A 16778-nucleotide genomic window follows, 5' to 3' on the forward strand; every position below is an offset into this window, starting at 1 on the left:
AAAAATATTCAACCACAAAGACACAAAGGACACTATGGAACGTTTGCTTTTGTGTGCCGCGATAGCGGCATTGCGTCTTTGTGGTTTATAATACTCTATCATGTAAAAAAGCACATCCATAGGGATGCGCTTGGTATACAAAAACTCTATCGCTATCCCTCCGCTGGCATTACCCAGATCAGGTTACAGGGTCATAGATTTTATCAGATCTATATCTCAGCCAGCCTCTCCAGCCCCCCTTGCCTTATTCAGTTCAGCATCATCGTAACATATCCAAACTAGTTTTTCAACTTCTTATGCAAGGACACTTACATCTTACTCTACAACACTTTATTATAGTTAACCGATTTGTGCCGTAATAATTAGATCACTGTATTGAAAATACCTAATTCTGTTAATAATAACAAACAACCCTTTACTAATTTGTGCACCCTATAGTCCATACCCTACTTCTACATTCATCAAAAACCTAGGTGCTAAATTAAAAGAAAAAACATAAACTTTATTAGTTCTTATTTTTTCAGTCTTACCATAAGAACAATGTTTATTTTTTCCTATTGCTATGATATATAAGTAGATTTTATATCTCCTATATGAGAAATCCCCAATAAAGGAGGTCTTATTATGTGCAAAGAGTCTTTTAAAGCAGTTTTATTCTGCATACGCTGCAATCAAGAGGCTGTTCATGATATTGACTACAATAACAACTTAATTGTACAAATATCTTGTGAAGAATGTGGAAAAACCATTGGACCTTATCGGCAAATTACTGCAACGCCTCTACCAAGTAACCTAATACATAAAACAACCATTACCTCTTCTCCTGCCCCAACAAATGATACTATTAACCCTGAAAACTTACTCAAAAAAACCTCTTCCCAAACTTATGGCGAATTCCTCTTGTCTCGCATCATAACAAAACCCTCTCGTTTGAACCAAGAAATTCGTAATGATCTGACAACATTCCTTTGCTCTATTCCCGTTCGGTTTATGACGAAGCCAGTACGTATCGCTAAGGAATACCACACTTCGAAAGTCAACCTACATCGATAATGCCATAAAAGAGAAGAAGACTTAGGCTCAGACGGAGTTACACTCCACTGGAACCCAAGTCTTCTTTTTTTATTACTTATTTTGCAGAACCTGCATCATGAGATGCCTGCAATTCCTTTTTATGTTGCTTATGTTTATTTAAAGCACCCACTCCCTGCTCAATTAGAACAAAGAGTACAGGGATTAAGAAAATTCCTAGCAGTGTAGCTGCCAGCATACCGCCAACAACGGCCGTACCCATAGAATTTCTCGCTCCAGCACCAGCTCCTGTAGCAATTACAAGAGGTAAACATCCAATAATAAAGGCTAAGGAAGTCATTATAATAGGACGTAACCTTAATTTAGCGGCTTCAATAGCTGCTTTAATAGGGTCCATGCCCTTATCAACCCTAACCTTCGCATATTCAACGATTAGGATTGCGTTTTTAGCTGATAGTCCAATCAGCATAACCATACCAATCTGCATGTAAACATCATTTTGCAAATTACGTACAAATTGGAATAGGAAAGCCCCAAATATGCCGGTAGGGACTGACAAAAGAACTGCAAAAGGTATACCAAAACTTTCGTAAAGAGCCGCCAAGCATAAGAATACAAACAGCAAGGCAAAACCAAAGACATAAGGAGCACGGCCACCAGATATCTTTTCTTCACGACTCTGATCAGCCCATTCATAACCAAAACCAGTAGGCAAGTTTTCAGCTGCCACTTCTTCTAGAGCAGTTAAGGCTTGACCTGAGCTATAACCAGGTGCAGGATTACCACCAACTTGAATCGTTCTGTAACCATTAAATCTTTTAATTACAGGAGGTGCCGTAATTGTTTGTGGTTTTAATAAGGTATTGAGTGGTACCATCACTCCAGATGAACTACGGACATAGAAGAAGCGAGTTCCTTCAACATCATTTCGGAACTGCTGTTCCGCTTGCATGACTACTTTATAGGACCTTCCGAAACGGTTAAAATCATTAACCTGTACGCCACCAAGGAAGGTTTGTAATGCTGTAAATACATCCTTTACTGGTACGCCTAACTGCTCTGCTTTTTCCCGATCTACGTCAAAACGATAACCAGGAGTATCTATTCCAAAAGTAGAGTAAATCATCCCAATTTCCGGACGTTTACGGGCAGCAGCCATAAATTGTTTAGAAACCCTATCGATTTCTTCAATGGTATTACCACCTTTATCCTCAATCATCATGGTAAAGCCACCTACGGTGCCAATCCCCGGTAAGGAAGGAGCATTAAAGGAAACAACCCTAGCTTCAGGAACATGAGAACCATTCATTAAAACCTTCATAACTTGTTGCTCTACACCTAATCCTGGAGCGGTTCTTTCATCCCAATCAGCAAGTTTCGTAAAAATAATCGCTGAATTTGCTTTCGCAGCACCAGCTAAAATATCATAACCTTGCACTACAATTGTATCCGCTACCCCTGGTTGAGCACGCATATCCTCGGCTATTTTACTAGCAACAGTAGCGGTACGACTCGCGCTTGCCGCCTCTGGTAAGGTAATACTTGAAATAAAGTACCCTTGGTCTTCACTAGGAACAAAGGAAGATGGAACGAGTTGAAATAGTTTACCAGTGATTAATAAAAGTACCACTAAGAATACAACACCCAAAGCAGCTCTTTTGATTAATTTAGCCAAACCTCTACCATACCGCTCTACGGTAGCCTCAAACACATCATTAAATTTGTTAAAAAATCTTTCTAGGAGCCCAGAATGGGCATCCGGATCATGAGGTTTAAGTATTAACGCACATAGGGCCGGTGTTAAAGATAAAGCCACGATGGCGGACAAGGCCATGGAAACTGCGATTGTTAAGGCGAACTGTTTGTATAAAACACCTGTTGTCCCGCCAAAAAAGGCAACGGGAATAAATACAGATGCTAACACAAAGGCAATCGCAACAACGGGACCAGATACTTCACTCATAGCCAATTTAGTTGCCTCTTTGGGGCTCATGCCATTGTACCTCATATGATGCTCTACCGCTTCAATTACAATAATCGCATCATCTACTACGAGTCCTATGGCCAATACCATAGCAAAAAGAGTTAAAGTATTAATGGAGAAGCCCATCACCATAAATGCACCAAAGGTTCCAATTAAGGAAACTGGGATTGCGAGCATTGGAATGAGTGTTGCACGCCAGCTTTGCAAAAACAAAAATACTACTAACAGCACTAACAGCAGTGCTTCTGCAAAAGTTTTCGCAACTTCCTTCATGGATTCGCGTACGAATTTTGTATTATCAACAACCGAATAATAAGCAACATCCGATGGGAACTTCTTGGATGCTTCTTCTAATTTTTGTTGAACCTGCGTAATGGTTTCTAAGGCATTTGCATCAGTTGTAAGTTGAACAGCAAAAGCTACTGCTTGATGTCCATTAAGAAAAGCCTGGAAGCCATAATCTTTGCCTCCCATTTCAACTTTCGCTATGTCTTTTATACGAGTAAAGTTGCCATTCTGAGAGCTAACAATAATATTTTCAAATTCTTTTGGCTCAGTCAAACGTCCTTGTACTCTTGCCGTATATTGAAATTCTTGCTGAGAAGATGTTGGTCTTTGACCAATAGTTCCCGCAGGAGCCTGGATATTCTGAGTACTAATCGCACTGGCGATATCACTACCCGTCAATTTTAACTGAGCCATTTTATCTGGCTGCAGCCAAATCCTCATGCCATAATCGGCACCATACTCCATAATATTCCCTACACCCTTGATTCTTTTCAAATCTTCGACAAGGTAAATACTGCCAAAGTTTTTTAAGAAAGTGCTATCATAGCTTCCCTTAGGAGACCATAATGTAAAGATTAGAGAATTATCAGGAGAAACCTTACGGGTTGTAAGACCTGCCGTTGTTACTTCCGAAGGAAGCGACGCATTGGCTTGGGCTACCCGATTTTGAGTTTGTACAGTTGCCATATCCGCATTCTTACTCAAATCAAATTTTGCCGTTAAAGAGTAAGAACCAGAATCGGAGCTAGTAGACTGCATAGAAACCATATCTTCAGTCCCATTGACCTGTAGTTCAATCAATTGGGCCATTGTCTGTTCTACAACTTCAGCATTTGCACCTGTATAACTACCACTAACACTAACTTGTGGTGGTGTAATTTGTGGATATTGGGCTATCGGCAAATTAAAGGCTGAAATTGAACCAATTAAAACAATAACAATCGATAATACGATCGCAAAAATGGGACGATCAATAAAAAACTTTGCCACCAGATTACCTCCTATTGCTTCGCCGGAGCGTTTAAATCATCCGGGCCAATCATTATTACCGTTACAGGTGTTCCTGGCGGAGTCTTCGCAAACCCTTCTACAACAATACGGTCATTTTCTGTTACACCTTCATCTACTACCCACATATTGCCGACTTTTGTACCCATTTTAACTGCCCTTGTTTCTGTTTTTTCGCCTTCGCCAATAACAGTAACCAAAGTTTTATCCAGCATTTGTTGCACGGCTCTTTGTGGAATTAGGAGAGCTCCTTGGCGGACCTCGCTTTGGACTGCAACACGAGCAAACATACCTGGTACAAGAAGTTTATTAGGGTTGCTAAAAGATGCTTTGAAACTGAGTGTACCTGTGCCAGTCGCTAACCCCTTATCAACTTGCTCAATCTGACCCGATAACGGATATGTAGAACCATCACTAAGAATGAGCTTCAAGTCCCGACCCCATTCTGTTGGAGACGCACCCTTACTATTTTTAGCAAACTGTAAGTATTCATTTTCACTCATACTAAATTTCACCATAACTGGATCAACAGAAGAAATCGTAGCCATAGTTGTTGACCCTGCAGTAACAAAACTACCAATACTTAAGTCATTCACATCAATACGACCATCTAAAGGAGAAACAATAAGAGTATCCTCAATATCCTCTTGCGCTTGCTGCACTTTAGCCCAATTAGCTTTAACAGCTGCTGCATTTTGTTGTTCTTCTGATAATGCATTATCTAAGGTCTGCTGAGAAATTGCACCTTGAGATGCAAGCTGATTATACCTTCCTACATCTTGACGACTCCTCGCTAAAACAGCTTCCGACTGTGCTGCTGTAGCTTGGTTTGTTAATAGTGCAGAATTGTACTGACGGCTGTCAATACGAAATAAAGGCTGCCCTTTAGAAACCACTGCCCCGCCTGTCACCATTTTCTCTACTATATTACCAGAAACTTTGGCTCTGATTTGAACCTCATTCTTGGCCTCTACTGTGCCAACGAATTCATATGCAATCGGAGTATCTTTCCGAACTACCTGCATAGCCTTTACCTCTGGAGCCTGGGGTGCTGGCGCTCCCTGCTTACTGCAACCACTTACAAGCACCATACTAAGAATTATTAATACCATATAATTGCGCCATCTTACTTTTGAACTTATATGAACCAATTCACTTACCTCCTTAACTCTACTGAAATTAACCCTAACCTCGACCGCTATTGTGACCTTGTATTCTCGTACCACAACTTTTTTATGGAACATACCTTAGAAAAGGTATAGAATCATGCTCACACTTATCCAAATCACTCCTTTATCTAATGACTAACTAGTCAAGTTTAACCATTTCGACAAACTTATTACAAATCCTTCCTTCAAGAAAAGAAATTTCAACTTTATTTTATATGCTAATATTTTTATAAAAATATCACCTATTTTATTTTAGAGAGATAAGAAAAGACTTGGCTTAAGCCAAGTCCACAGACGAAGGCAGAAGCCTTAGTCGTTCTTACTTGGAATCAAGAAAGTGTTAAACTTTCTGATTCCGTAAAATAGGTGTTTGTTAAACACCTATTTTATCCGATGAGTAAGCCGCTCTAAGACTCCCATCTTCTATAAGTGGGAGTTAAGAGCGGCTTAGTCCCTGGATAAGTGCGACTAAGATTCAGATGGAGTTAAAACTCCATCTGAATCAAGTCTTCTTTATCATTACTTTTCAGTTATAATTTTCTCATGTATTTTGAGTATCATTTGTCCATATGTATTCCCAGGAACAGCCCATTTTCCATTTAGATTCGTCCAGGTAAGAGACTGTCCAAACTTTTCCGATCGTTTTACCAGATCATAGCGAGGATCAACAACTGACATCAAAGGTGGGCGCGTTGCTGTATAAGCTAGCAAATGCTGAATTTGTGCCCTTACACCAATTTCTGGCGATGGAAACCAAGCACCTTTGACGCCGTTACCAGTAGTCCCTAATCCGGAATAATTATTTTGCATAGGACTAACATCTCCGCCATAACGGAAGTTACCCGTCTCATGTAATGCTTGTGCAAATGCCAGATCCGGCCGAATCCCCTCAATGCCCCCTTCTAAGTAGTAATAGTCGACTAACTGTTTCGGAGTTGTCGTAATTAAAGGAAAGGGATTATGCCGGAGCAAATAACTTACACATTGCTCCTTCGTTGCGATTGGATCTCCCATGATCGTTAGATCAAATACCATTCCTGATTTTAACAAGTCTTTATTTACAACTGTAGGCTTTTTGGTAAGCATCGGATTAAAACTACCAAAAGCAAAGGCACTAGAAAATTGCAACACAAAAAACGTTATCACTAAAATACTAATTCTAAAAAAAATGAACTTTCTCAACTTTACCTCCAATAGTACAATACTTGTATTATACGACAATATTACTCAATCTACCAATTCCTTCGATTTCAACAGTTACAGTATCACCCACTTGCATCGGCCCTACCCCAGAAGGAGTCCCTGTTAAAATTACATCACCTGGATACAATGTCATGACTTCCGAAACACGAGCCACGATTTCAGGAACCTTGAAGATTAAATCACCTGTATTCGAGCTTTGCTTTAATTGGTCATTTAGGTATAGTTTAATATTTATATTACTAGCATCGATTTCGGTTTCAATACATGGCCCCAAAGGCAAAAAGGTATCGAATGATTTCGCCCTTGTCCATTGCCCATCCATTTTTTGAATATCTCTAGCAGTTACATCATTTGCGCAGGTATATCCCAAAATATACCCCTCAGCTTCTTCTGCCTTAACCTTTTTTGCCAATTTCTTAATCACGATAGCAAGTTCAGCTTCATAATGTACATCTTGACTAATGGAAGGATACTCAATATTTCCTCCTGGATGATTTAAAGCAGAAGAAGGTTTTAAAAAGAATAAGGGCTGAACTGGAAGTTCTAAATTCATTTCTTTAGCATGTCCATGATAATTAAGCCCCACACAAACAGCCTTAGAAATAACGCAAGGGCTAAGCAGTTTCACATTTGCTAAAGAAAGTATTTCCTTTGAAATTTGGTACTCGCCAAAAACATCACCATTTAGTACATTAATATGCTCACCCTGCAATACACCAAACTTAATGTTCCCCTCATGTTCGAACCTAACGATTTTCATTTTTCTCCTCCATTCGCTTCATGCTACGGTCTATATAACTTATTTAGAAACTATTTTACAAAAATTCCTAAAGTCCTGCCATGTTTGCCTTTTTTCCATTCATTTCTATATAAAGATCGGTTCACGACTCCCTGCTTCGAATCACCAAGGGATCGTGTTCTATATCCTGGGCCCTTTTCCCCATGATGGAAAAAGCCCATTGGATGGAGGGCCCAAGCGTAAATGCGATAATGATTGTGCCGATCCCCACTGGTCCCCCAAGAAAATATCCAAGTGCAGCTACACTCGTTTCGATGACTGTTCTTACCTTCCACACAGGCCAACCTGTTTTCTCAATGGAACCAACCATAAAACTGTCCCTTGGACCTGCCCCAAAAGCAGCGGAAAGGTAAAAGAAACTTGCCCAACCGATAATCAAAATACCAACTAATAACATTCCTAATTGTGCTAACCAAGAGGTAGGAACGAAAAGCCAAGAACTTGCCATGAAATAATCTATAAAAATACCAATGAAATACATATTCGCAACAGTTCCCCAACCGGGCTTAATTCCCAAAAAGTAACTGATTAGGATAACAAGAATTCCTGTTAACTGGGATACCTGCCCTAAAGTCAACGGAAAGTAAAGAATTAATCCTAGATGAAAAGCATCCCAAGGTGCCGCCCCCAAGTTACTCTTAATCGTCAGTACAATTCCAAGACCAAAAAGTAGTAAACCCCAAAATAAATAAAAGATTCTTTTTACCATCTACCCATTTCCTCCCGCTAAAACTAAAACGATCCATGTTACCCTATTTGCTTATCTTACTTCATAGCTTATTTCATATCAAGAAAATAGTTCTTACGCTTATTTAAATAATAAATATTAATTACTAAGTAATTTCAGAAAGGAATTCCTGTCTATCTGTCGAAGTAAATTAAAAAGTAACATAACCTTGATTTGACTAATAAAATAAGGAGTGAGTACCTTGACTAAACATGATGTGTTCCAACTAGAAATCGGCAATACAGAGCGAAGTATTGAAGAAATTATCGGCAGTATTCGTAAATCCGATTTACCGATTGTCCATATTAAGCAAGTCCCTGCTTCTTCTAATAAAACAAGCAGTGGAGCTACGATTGCTATCGAAACAGCCACCGAAGCAATCAGCGCAGCAGAGTTAAAGCAGCAATTGAACGAATATGGCGGTTGTATGTACCAAGTTGTATCTATTATTAAATCCTAGAATACATATACATAACGTACTACCTGCGTCTAAGAAAAGCGGCTACCCCTTGTGGGGTAGCCACTTTTTTACGGAATCAGAAAGTATAACACTTCCTTGATTCCAAGTAAGAACGACTAAGCCTTCTGCCTGCGTCTGAGGACTTGGCCTAAGCCAAGTCTTTTCTTAACAAGCAGATCACTATTCTGCCTAAAATGCAAAATCGCCATTTTTAAATACAGCAATTTCTTTTCCTTCTGCTGTAATTCCGATGATTTCAAGATCCTTTGTCCCTATCATAAAATCTACATGTGTTAAAGAATCATTTACACCTAAGGCTTTTAGTTCTTCATTACTCATATTTTCTCCGTCTTTGATACATACAGGATAGGCTTTGCCTATGGCTAAATGACAAGAAGCATTTTCATCAAAGAGAGTATTGTAATATAGTATGTTTGAATTTGAAATTGGCGAGTTGTAAGGTACTAATGCCACCTCACCAAGAAAATGAGAACCCTCGTCAGTCTCAACCAGTCCTTTTAAAATTTCGTAGCCTTGTTTCGCTGTAAAATCAACAACTTTTCCTTCCTTAAAGGTAAGAGAGAAATCATCAATTAGATTCCCATTATAGTTAAGCGGTTTTGAGCTGAATACCGTTCCATTCGCCCCAGTCTTCTTTGGCATAGTAAAAACTTCTTCTGTAGGCATATTCGCAAGAAACTCTAAGCCCTCTGGAGTAAACTCTGAGCCGCCAAGCCATACATGATTTTTGGGAAGCTGAATTTTTAAATCCGTACCTAAGGAATTTTTGTACTGAAGGGATTCAAATTGATGCGTATTTAAAAACTCTGCATGTTTTTTCAAATTTCGTTTATGTTCTTCCCAGGCAGCAACAGGATCTGTGGTATCCACTCTTACCGTCTTTAAAATCGCTTCCCATAACGCTTCAACCGCTTGTTCCTCTGATAGTTTTGGGAACACCTTTTTGGCCCAAGCCGTTGTTGGAATAGACACAACACACCATGAGTTCTTATTACTCATGATTCTTTCCCGATATTCCTTAAGTGCCGTATTACTAGCCTTTTGGACTTTGACTAATCTGCCAGGATTGACATCCTTAAATAATTCTGGGTCCGATGCTGCAATACTGACAAAAGCAGCTCCTTGTTTTACATAGGATAAATAAAACTCCTTTTGCCATTCAGGAAATTCTTCAAATACTTCTTCGGGAGCCTGCATGAAGCGAATTTTTGCCAATAATTCATCTTTCCAATTTAGAACAACATCCCTTGCGCCCTCTTCGTAGGCAAACTGCGCTACCATTCTAGCAAAAGAGGCACATTCAATAGGAGACGTAATCACCATTGTCTGCCCCTTTTGAATATTTACCCCTGTTTTTACAATTAGACGTGCATATTTTTCTAGCATTTTAGTATCCATTTTTATCCCTAGTCAATTCCTATCATCTGATAGAAATCACTACGTTTCACTCCTCTCGTATTTACGATTGCCATTTAAGTGTATTCATACCAATGCTGTATTTTTACCCTATAGGAAAAATTTTCTTTTGCTCTTTTCTTATTGTAACATTCAATATAAAATGCTACAACTATTCCCCAAAAGGAGCTTAATCGATCCTATCAAAATCCGTTTCCTCATAAGGAGGCAGCTCTAATAATTCAGGAATTGTAACAAAACTGTAGCCTTGTTTTTTTAATTCATCAATTATCGCAGGTAAAGCTTCCACACTTCCCTCTAAATGAGGATTGACGCCATCATGCTGTAACACAATGTAACCATTTTTCATCTTAGGGATTACTCGCTCTTTCACAGTTGCCGAATCGAAACCCTTCCAATCGTCTGTATCTACTGACCATAGAATAATAAACTGGTTTTTGGAATAAATAACAGAGTCCACGTTCTCATTATGAAAACCAAAAGGCGGTCGCACTAATTTGGGCGTCTTTCCGGTTATGCTATGTATTATGGATGAACATTCTTCTAGTTCTTTTGCTATTGCCTGTTTATCCAGCGTGATTAAACTAGTATGATCTAAAGTATGGTTACCAATCACATGCCCTTCGGCATCAATCTTCTGTAACATTGCGGGATATGCTTGCGCTTGTTTACCAATGACAAAAAAAGTAGCTTTTACATTTTTTTCTTTTAGTATCGCCAAAATTTTAGGAGTCCAATGATCCTCTGGACCATCATCGAAAGTTAACGCAACCTTTTTATCTTCAGCACTACCAGCCCAATATAGTTTTCCAGGAATGTTCTGGCCTCTTTTATACTTATCATGTATTGGCAAGGGTACATCTTCTTTTGCCAAAGGATCTGTCGTATTCTCCGGCTTCTTTAGAGGAGAGCAAGCAGTGACTAATAGAATTAGGATAAGCAAACTATATAGGATAACAATATTATTTCTTTTCATATCATTCCCCCTCAGTTAGCTTAACACTTGATTAACTCTTTTATACGCCACAATTCACAAGCACGCTGTAAGAACACTGAATAAGAAAAACGTTACGCGTCCTTTTTTAACCACAAAGACACAAAGGTCACAAAGGGGTTCTATCCATTTCATTCCCATCTTCTTTGTGTGCCGCGATAGCGGCATTGTGTCTTTGTGGTTCAATCTTTTTAACTAGAAACTTATAAATTCTGATACCATAAAAGAGGAAGCGGCATCTAAAGATGCCGCTTCCTTTTCTATTACACTAACCCTAGCCATTTCCAATAAGTCGCTCCAAGGATTAAAATCAAAGCATAAGCAATGATTGTTAATGGAATGCCTGTTTTAATAAAGTCTTTTACTTCAAAAGTATCAGTACCATAGGCTACCATATTTTGCGGTGCATTCACTGGTAAAATAAAACCAAAGCTAACCACATATTGCAGAATCATGGTCATGCCTACTACATTAACGCCAGGAGTCTGCACTCCTTGCAGCATGGATATTATGATTGGTATCATCGCGGCTGCCAACGCAGTAGCACTAGCAAAACCAAGATGAATGATAATGAGAAATGCTGCAAGAATAGCGAGAATCATTAGAATCGGCATCGTCTGCAAACCAAAAGCAGTAACAATAATTTTTGCAAGCCAGGTAGCAGCTTTTGTTGAAAGAAGAGCTGAGCCAAGGCTGATACCTACACCAAATAAGAGCAATGTCCCCCAAGGTATCTTAGCTTGCGCTTCCTTCCATGTCATAATACCAATACCAGGTAATAACATAATTGCAATCGCAGCAATGGTAGTCGAAGAGGTATCAAAAGGATGAACAATCTTTTCCGTAGCCCACAAAAAGAGAAGTATTACTGATATTATCATTAACTTTTTCTCATTTGTTTTCATAGGGCCAAGTTCGATCAATGCCTTCGCAACGGCCTCTTTCCCACCAGCAATTTCATCCGTTTCTGGAGGCATAAGCTTCATTAATACATAGTACAAAGCTACAGACATAAAAACTGCAAAAGGCACCGCAGCGATGAACCAATCAAGCCAGCTAATATAAATGCCAAGTTGTTTCTCAATAAAACCTAAAGCAATCATATTTTGCGCAGCTGCTGTTTTAATCCCTACATTCCAAATGCTATCTGCTTGTGCAACCGCAATCATCATCATACCAGCAAACTTACTTTTAAAATCTACACCAAAGGCCCCGATAATCCCCATAACAATAGGAACCATACAAGACACACGAGCTGTAGTACTTGGAACAAAAAAACTAAGGATAAATCCTACTAAAATTACGCCAATTAATACTCGATTGGTTTTTGCACCAATTTTTGATAGGACAACCAAGGCAATTCGTTTATCTAACCCCGTCTGCATCATAGCAGCGGCAATAAAAAGTGCCCCACCGACTAGGGCCAATGCAGTATTACTAAAACCGTCTAAGGCCATCGTTAAGCCCTTTGTTGTTCCAATAACTGTTTTTGCATCTGCCACATTTGGTGAAGTACCAATCAAAAATGCCATTAATGCCATAATGACAGCAGCGCTGGCTGGATAAGAAATGGTATCTGTCATCCAAATAATAACGGAAAATACTAATATAGCGAGCATTCGCTGCCCGGCTATCGGTAACCCTTCAGGAGTAGGCATGAGTACAATACCAAGCAATATCAATACACCTATAATCAAACCAAAACGCTTAAAAAAGGATTGTTCTACAGGCTGAATACCTAACTTAGTTCCTGTCTGCATACGACAACCTCCTTGTTATTGACTAACTAAGGATATACCAAGTTGAAGAGCACGTTTATTGATATCTTCTGTTCCTTTAGGAACCCTATGAAGAATCGCTGCTGTTATGGATTCAACGCTAACTGCTTTCGTTGTTGCAACAATCGCGCCCAAAGCAACGATATTGGCAAATAAGGATTTGCCTAATTCTTCTGTTACTTTTTCCGTGATTGGCAGCTGGTACACATTTTTTAAATGTTCTGGTACTGTCTTTACAAAAGTAGTATCAATCATCAATATTCCATCCGCAGGCAAATCCTTAGAATATTTGTCGACAGCTTCCTGTGTCATTGCTAATACAAGATTAGGATTTGTTACTTTTGGATAGTGAATGGCCTTATCAGAAATAATGACTTCCGACTTACTAGCACCACCTCTGGCCTCTGGACCGTAAGATTGGGATTGAATCGCCATCTTACCATCAAGTAACGCTGCTTCTGCTAAAATTATACCTGCCAAAATTAATCCTTGTCCACCAGAGCCAGATAAACGCATCTCAATCATATTATTTAGCTCCTTTCTGTGCTCTATCGATTACACCTTGGTATTGTTTTGTATATTCCGGCGCCTCGCTCTTATGTAATACACCAATGGTAAACTTGCCTGCTAACTGCTCAGCACTTAATTTCTTAGCAGCTTCGACAGTTACTGCGTTGTCACGCTGTGTTTTCAGCATAGTAGAAGCATCACCCTTCTTGTTTTGGCGACCATAATAAATTGGACACTGGGTCACTGCTTCAATCAAGGAGAATCCATCATGGCTAATGCCTTGGGCAATTACATCCACTAACATCTGGCTATGAAAAGCAGTTCCACGTCCGACAAATGTAGCACCAGCTGCTTTTGCTAATTCAGCAACATCAAAAGCACGTTCTAAAGTGCCGTAAGGAGCTGTCGTAGCTTTACTATCCGTCGGTGTAAGAGGTGAATATTGGCCACCTGTCATGCCATAAATATTGTTATTAAATAATATGACAGTGAGATTAATATTACGACGTGCTGTATGAATGAAATGATTACCACCGATGGCAGTACCATCTCCATCACCTGTTATAACAATAACATTCAGATCAGGATCAGCTAATTTTATCCCTGTAGCCAAAGGCAGTGCACGGCCATGAAGAGAATGAACCGTATCAAAATCAAGGTAGCCAGAGGCTCTTGAGGAACAGCCAATTCCTGAAACAATGACAGTTTTGTCTTGATCAAGACCTAGTTTATCAATGGCTTTTATAATGGAGCTAGTAACAATCCCGTTACCACAGCCCGGACACCAAATATGTGGCAAACGAGGACGATAATACTTTTTAATTAATTTTTCCATCTATTGTACCCCCCTAAATTAAAGATTTTTCACAAACTCTAGTAATTCTTTTGGTGAGATAGGTTCAGAGTCATATTTAGACATTGGCTTCACTGGAACTTTTCCTTCTACTGATTTCTTAACTTCACCAACCATTTGGCCATAGTTAAGTTCTGGAACAACAATTACTTTCACTTTTTCAGCCAATTTCGCAATTTCTTTTTCAGGGAATGGCCATACTGAAATTAGTCGGAACATCCCGACTTTAATGCCTTGTTCACGGGCCATATCAATCGCCGCATAGGCAGAGCGTGCTGTTCCACCGTAAGTTACAATGGCAATGTCCGCATCTTCTAGCTTATATTCTTCATACATAGTAATTTCATCAATTGCATTGTCTACCTTATCATGCAGCCTCTTGATTAAGGCTTCTGTCGCTTTAGGCGATCCGTTCGGGAAGCCGGTTTCATCATGGACCAGACCTGTTACATGACAGCGGTAACCTTTACCAAAATCAGCCATAGGAGGTACACCATCACTATCAGCTTGATAAGGTTTAAACTCACTAGGTGCCACCCTTGGTCCTTTGCGGACTGGTTTTGCAACGGTATCGTAATCAGGAACTTCTATTTTTTCACGCATATGCCCAATAATCTCATCTAGCATTAATAGAACTGGCATACGAAACTTTTCAGAAAGTTCATAGGCTTTAATCGTTAATGTAAAGCATTCAGGTACACTCGCTGGCGTTAAGGCGATTACAGGATGATCACCATGAGTTCCCCATCTTGCTTGCATCATATCTCCTTGCGCAGGAGATGTCGGTTGCCCTGTACTTGGACCCACACGTTGTACATTCGCTATAACAATGGGTACTTCAGCAATCGTAGCATACCCAATAAATTCCTGTTTTAAAGAAAAACCAGGCCCACTTGTGGCCGTCAACACTTTTTTACCTGTTAAAGAAGCACCAATGACCGCTCCAATACCAGCGATCTCATCTTCCATTTGAATAAATTTTCCACCAACCTCTGGTAGACGTTTTGCCATTATTTCAGCAATTTCCGTTGACGGTGTAATTGGATAACCTGCAAAAAATGTAACACCTGCAGCTATCGCACCTTCAGCGCAAGCTTGATTCCCTTGCAAGAGCAGTACTTTTCCCACTATTAAATCACTCCTCTATTTTTCTACAAATATTGCATAATCAGGACAACGTGTTTCACATTGTTTACACTTAATACATTTTGTTTCATCAGTAATAGCAATTTTCCCAAGAGCATCTAGCCCCAGTACTTGTTTAGGACAGAATGTAACACAAACTCCACAGCCTTTACAATGTTTCCCTATTGTTTTAATAGCCATGCCTTTCACCTCCATTATCCTTCCCATATTCTATGTACTTTTCTACATGTAATTATATATGGTATAAGAGATAATATAATATAAATACACAAAACTGTAAAGGAAAGCAACCTTAAAAAAACGAATGTCTTTATCTTTTTTGTAAATTATTACCATACATTTTAGGGATTCGACTATTCCCTTTGTAAGAAACTCACTATCTCTCATCCGCTGGAAACCGAAGACCAATCTGCCTTCTGCACTCATCCATAATTTCAATTACCTCTAACGATAGTTGAAAAGAATTAATTGTTGATTCTATCTTATTATTTTTAATTAAACTAATAAATTCTTGCACTTCATAAAACATAAAATCATTTGATTGGTCTTGCTGTAATTCTTCATTTGAGCCATCTCTATAAATAATTTTTACCTGTTTGGGCGTTGACATTTTATTAATTACAATGACTCCCTTTTCCCCCTGTATTTCATTGATCGCTGCTGAGTTTGTTATTTTCGAATGAGATATGATGACTTCCATTTCAGAATAATGAAGAATAATGCTACCTGCACCATCAATCCCAGAATCAAGCATAATTGCATTTGCCGAGACCCTTTCAGGCTTGCCAAAAAGATAAACTGCTGGATAAATACAGTAGACACCAATATCCATAATAGAACCATTGGATAAGGCCGGATTAAAGGCATTCAGTATTTTCCCCGCCTTATACTCATCATACCGAGAGGAATACTGACAAAAGTTCGAAAAGAATTTCCTCACTGTTCCTATTTTGTGGATGTTTTGTTTTATAGCTTGAAAATTAGGCAAAAAAGTCGTCTTTAATGCTTCCATCAATAATACTTGATATTTTTTAGAAGCTTCTACCATAAGGGAAACTTCTTTATGATTAGACGCCATCGGTTTCTCACAAAGTACATGCTTGCCATGAGACATAAATAATATTGCTTGGCCCGCGTGTAGGGAATTAGGACTAGCAATATAGACGGCATCAATAAGATTACTTTGGGCCATCTCCTCTAGATTGGTAAAAACATTTTTGGCCCCATGCTTATCAGCAAAAACTCTTCCCTGCTCTTCTGTTCTAGAATAAACTGCTTGTAAAAAGAATTCACCATGTAAACTAGCACATCGAATAAATTCGTCGGTAATCGAACTCGTACCTATAACACCAAAACGAATCATAATCTCCCCCCCTAAAAATAATATTCT

15 protein-coding genes and 1 riboswitch are annotated in these 16778 nt (G+C 39.1%); of the genes, 2 read left to right on the top strand and 13 right to left on the bottom strand.

All coding sequences use genetic code 11. The features are described 5' to 3' along the window. Positions 1-138: 138 nt before the first annotated feature. Positions 139-250, bottom strand: a riboswitch (TPP riboswitch). Between the two features lie 374 nt (positions 251-624). Further along, entirely contained in the window at positions 625-1053 is a 429-nt protein-coding gene (locus tag UFO1_RS16080; RefSeq protein WP_038672452.1) for a hypothetical protein, read from the top strand. A 76-nt stretch (positions 1054-1129) separates the two neighbouring features. Here the strand turns inward: UFO1_RS16080 and UFO1_RS16085 are convergent, their stop codons facing one another. From UFO1_RS16085 to UFO1_RS16105, 5 genes are all read right to left on the bottom strand, one after another. Continuing rightward, positions 1130-4294 carry an efflux RND transporter permease subunit gene (locus UFO1_RS16085; protein WP_038672453.1) on the bottom strand — a complete coding sequence of 1055 codons (3165 nt, stop codon included), beginning with the start codon at positions 4292-4294 and terminating at the stop codon, positions 1130-1132. 11 nt (positions 4295-4305) lie between these two features. Beyond that, on the bottom strand, positions 4306-5424 hold the full coding sequence (locus tag UFO1_RS16090; RefSeq protein ID WP_371256732.1) for an efflux RND transporter periplasmic adaptor subunit: 1119 nt from the start codon (positions 5422-5424) through the stop codon (positions 4306-4308). 576 nt (positions 5425-6000) lie between these two features. Then, the gene (locus tag UFO1_RS16095) at positions 6001-6663 is read right to left on the bottom strand and encodes a glucosaminidase domain-containing protein (RefSeq protein WP_038672456.1); all 663 of its coding nucleotides are present in this window, start codon (positions 6661-6663) and stop codon (positions 6001-6003) included. Positions 6664-6691: 28 nt separating this feature from the next. Continuing rightward, complete coding sequence (locus tag UFO1_RS16100; protein WP_038672458.1) at positions 6692-7444, bottom strand: fumarylacetoacetate hydrolase family protein; 753 nt, start codon at positions 7442-7444, stop codon at positions 6692-6694. Positions 7445-7565: 121 nt separating this feature from the next. Continuing rightward, positions 7566-8192 carry a YitT family protein gene (locus UFO1_RS16105; protein WP_038672460.1) on the bottom strand — a complete coding sequence of 209 codons (627 nt, stop codon included), beginning with the start codon at positions 8190-8192 and terminating at the stop codon, positions 7566-7568. Between the two features lie 220 nt (positions 8193-8412). Between UFO1_RS16105 and UFO1_RS16110 the strand changes: the two genes are divergently transcribed. Beyond that, entirely contained in the window at positions 8413-8670 is a 258-nt protein-coding gene (locus UFO1_RS16110; RefSeq protein ID WP_038672462.1) for a hypothetical protein, read from the top strand. Positions 8671-8859: 189 nt separating this feature from the next. Here UFO1_RS16110 and UFO1_RS16115 read toward each other — a convergent pair whose 3' ends face one another. The 8 genes from UFO1_RS16115 to UFO1_RS16150 all read right to left on the bottom strand — a co-directional run bounded on the left by UFO1_RS16115 (position 8860) and on the right by UFO1_RS16150 (position 16751). Beyond that, on the bottom strand, positions 8860-10089 hold the full coding sequence (locus tag UFO1_RS16115) for an aminopeptidase (RefSeq protein ID WP_038672463.1): 1230 nt from the start codon (positions 10087-10089) through the stop codon (positions 8860-8862). A gap of 187 nt (positions 10090-10276) precedes the next feature. Further along, the gene (locus tag UFO1_RS16120; RefSeq protein WP_038672466.1) at positions 10277-11083 is read right to left on the bottom strand and encodes a polysaccharide deacetylase family protein; all 807 of its coding nucleotides are present in this window, start codon (positions 11081-11083) and stop codon (positions 10277-10279) included. A gap of 281 nt (positions 11084-11364) precedes the next feature. Continuing rightward, positions 11365-12861, bottom strand: a complete 1497-nt coding sequence (locus tag UFO1_RS16125) for a DASS family sodium-coupled anion symporter (protein WP_038672467.1) — start codon at positions 12859-12861, stop codon at positions 11365-11367. Positions 12862-12876: 15 nt separating this feature from the next. Further along, positions 12877-13404 carry a 2-oxoacid:acceptor oxidoreductase family protein gene (locus UFO1_RS16130; RefSeq protein ID WP_038672469.1) on the bottom strand — a complete coding sequence of 176 codons (528 nt, stop codon included), beginning with the start codon at positions 13402-13404 and terminating at the stop codon, positions 12877-12879. A gap of 1 nt (position 13405) precedes the next feature. Next, positions 13406-14224: a 2-oxoacid:ferredoxin oxidoreductase subunit beta gene (locus UFO1_RS16135; protein WP_038672471.1), complete on the bottom strand. Its 819-nt coding sequence runs from the start codon at positions 14222-14224 to the stop codon at positions 13406-13408. A gap of 18 nt (positions 14225-14242) precedes the next feature. Then, positions 14243-15370, bottom strand: a complete 1128-nt coding sequence (locus UFO1_RS16140) for a 2-oxoacid:acceptor oxidoreductase subunit alpha (protein ID WP_038672473.1) — start codon at positions 15368-15370, stop codon at positions 14243-14245. Positions 15371-15385: 15 nt separating this feature from the next. Then, the gene (locus UFO1_RS16145) at positions 15386-15568 is read right to left on the bottom strand and encodes a 4Fe-4S binding protein (protein ID WP_038672475.1); all 183 of its coding nucleotides are present in this window, start codon (positions 15566-15568) and stop codon (positions 15386-15388) included. A gap of 196 nt (positions 15569-15764) precedes the next feature. Continuing rightward, positions 15765-16751, bottom strand: coding sequence for a Gfo/Idh/MocA family protein (locus UFO1_RS16150; RefSeq protein ID WP_038672477.1), 987 nt, complete (start codon positions 16749-16751; stop codon positions 15765-15767). Between the last annotated feature and the right edge of the window lie 27 nt (positions 16752-16778).

This window comes from Pelosinus sp. UFO1, from assembly GCF_000725345.1.
GTDB lineage: Bacteria > Bacillota > Negativicutes > DSM-13327 > DSM-13327 > Pelosinus.

Coding starts and splice junctions, on each gene's coding strand:
- UFO1_RS16080 (WP_038672452.1), top strand. CDS start 625: ATGTGCAAAGAGTCTTTTAAAGCAGTTTTATTCTGCATACGCTGCAAT.
- UFO1_RS16090 (WP_371256732.1), bottom strand. CDS start 5,424: ATGGTATTAATAATTCTTAGTATGGTGCTTGTAAGTGGTTGCAGTAAG.
- UFO1_RS16100 (WP_038672458.1), bottom strand. CDS start 7,444: ATGAAAATCGTTAGGTTCGAACATGAGGGGAACATTAAGTTTGGTGTA.
- UFO1_RS16105 (WP_038672460.1), bottom strand. CDS start 8,192: ATGGTAAAAAGAATCTTTTATTTATTTTGGGGTTTACTACTTTTTGGT.
- UFO1_RS16115 (WP_038672463.1), bottom strand. CDS start 10,089: ATGGATACTAAAATGCTAGAAAAATATGCACGTCTAATTGTAAAAACA.
- UFO1_RS16120 (WP_038672466.1), bottom strand. CDS start 11,083: ATGAAAAGAAATAATATTGTTATCCTATATAGTTTGCTTATCCTAATT.
- UFO1_RS16125 (WP_038672467.1), bottom strand. CDS start 12,861: ATGCAGACAGGAACTAAGTTAGGTATTCAGCCTGTAGAACAATCCTTT.
- UFO1_RS16130 (WP_038672469.1), bottom strand. CDS start 13,404: ATGATTGAGATGCGTTTATCTGGCTCTGGTGGACAAGGATTAATTTTG.
- UFO1_RS16135 (WP_038672471.1), bottom strand. CDS start 14,224: ATGGAAAAATTAATTAAAAAGTATTATCGTCCTCGTTTGCCACATATT.
- UFO1_RS16145 (WP_038672475.1), bottom strand. CDS start 15,568: ATGGCTATTAAAACAATAGGGAAACATTGTAAAGGCTGTGGAGTTTGT.
- UFO1_RS16150 (WP_038672477.1), bottom strand. CDS start 16,751: ATGATTCGTTTTGGTGTTATAGGTACGAGTTCGATTACCGACGAATTT.